The organism is Halomonas sp. 3F2F (genome assembly GCF_014897805.1).
Lineage (GTDB): Bacteria > Pseudomonadota > Gammaproteobacteria > Pseudomonadales > Halomonadaceae > Vreelandella.
On the sequence record NZ_JABUZE010000101.1, the window covers coordinates 1 to 1,085 of the forward strand.

The 1,085-nt window shown below is 53.5% G+C and carries 1 protein-coding gene; it reads right to left on the minus strand.

Translation table 11 applies throughout. The features are described from left to right. Nucleotides 1-7: 7 nt before the first annotated feature. Nucleotides 8-1,022, minus strand: a protein-coding gene (locus INT21_RS11745; RefSeq protein WP_076611625.1) for an IS630-like element ISHsp2 family transposase whose coding sequence is annotated in 2 segments (ribosomal slippage) — nt 8-634 and nt 636-1,022 — 1,014 coding nt in all. Because the reading frame shifts where the segments join, the coding sequence is not laid out codon by codon here. Between the last annotated feature and the right edge of the window lie 63 nt (nt 1,023-1,085).

The window sequence follows — 1,085 nt, forward strand, 5'->3', positions numbered from 1 at the left end:
TAAGTGCTTATTCAAAATTAATCGCGTGATCAGCTTCATAGCTACCCAATAGCCGGTGTACCTCTTCACAGAGGTGATCAAACGAAAGGTAAGCACTCAACGGCAGCCATGCGTACTTCATCTGACGCCACAGTATCTCAATCAGATTCAGCTCCGGCGAGTAGGCCGATAAGTAAACCAGATGCACACGGTGCGACATCCACTCGACTATTTTCCGCCTGAAGGCCTGCGAGCGATGCATGCTGGCGTTGTCGAGCACCACAACAGCGAAGGTATCGGTTTTTTTCTGTGCTACAAACTGGTCAAACGCTTCGATGACCGTCTCGGTGGTCACTGACCCGGTAGTGGTGTGGTAGATCAGTTTCCCAGCACGGCTGAGGAACCCCAATACGTTCAGCCTTCGGCTGTGTGAGTAGGCGGTCACCTCGCAGGGTTGCCCGATGGGACTCCACGCATAGGGTACCGACGACGATTGTGAAAAACCCGATTCATCAAAGTAATAGAGCTCGTGCTCACCCTGGTCCTCCTGCTGATGGAGTGCCTTGAGGAGGCCTTGGGTGTTTCGGAAATCCGTCTCGTCACGCAATGCTTTGAGTGAGTGCCGGATACGTTTGAAGCTGAAGTCATTTTTTTTTCAACGCTCGGCGAAGGGTCACCGTGCTGACGGTCTTGCCCGTCTCTTCTTCAAAACGGGCCTGCAAGGATCGAATCTGGTGAGGCTGTTCGGCGACGAGCTCCTGCAGTCGCTGATGATCGCTCTCGTCCAAGACGGGCGTGCGACCACTGCGGGGCTTGTCGATCAATCCATCGAGGCCTGACGCTTCCCATTGTTTGAGCCATCGTGATACGGCGTCGCGGCGGACCTCCAGTATCTGGCTAATTTGGTTGATCGTATGGCCTTGATTGCTCAGTAGGATGGCATGTGCACGGCGTCGTAGAGCACGCTTCTCACCGTGGTGATAGGCGGAGGACAGCGTCTGCTGTTCAGAGTCAGTAAGGGGAGCAACGAAACGCCTTAACATGGTTCCATCCGTTAGAGATATCAGACTCCAACGTTACACGAAAACTTAAGATCAGGCACTTAG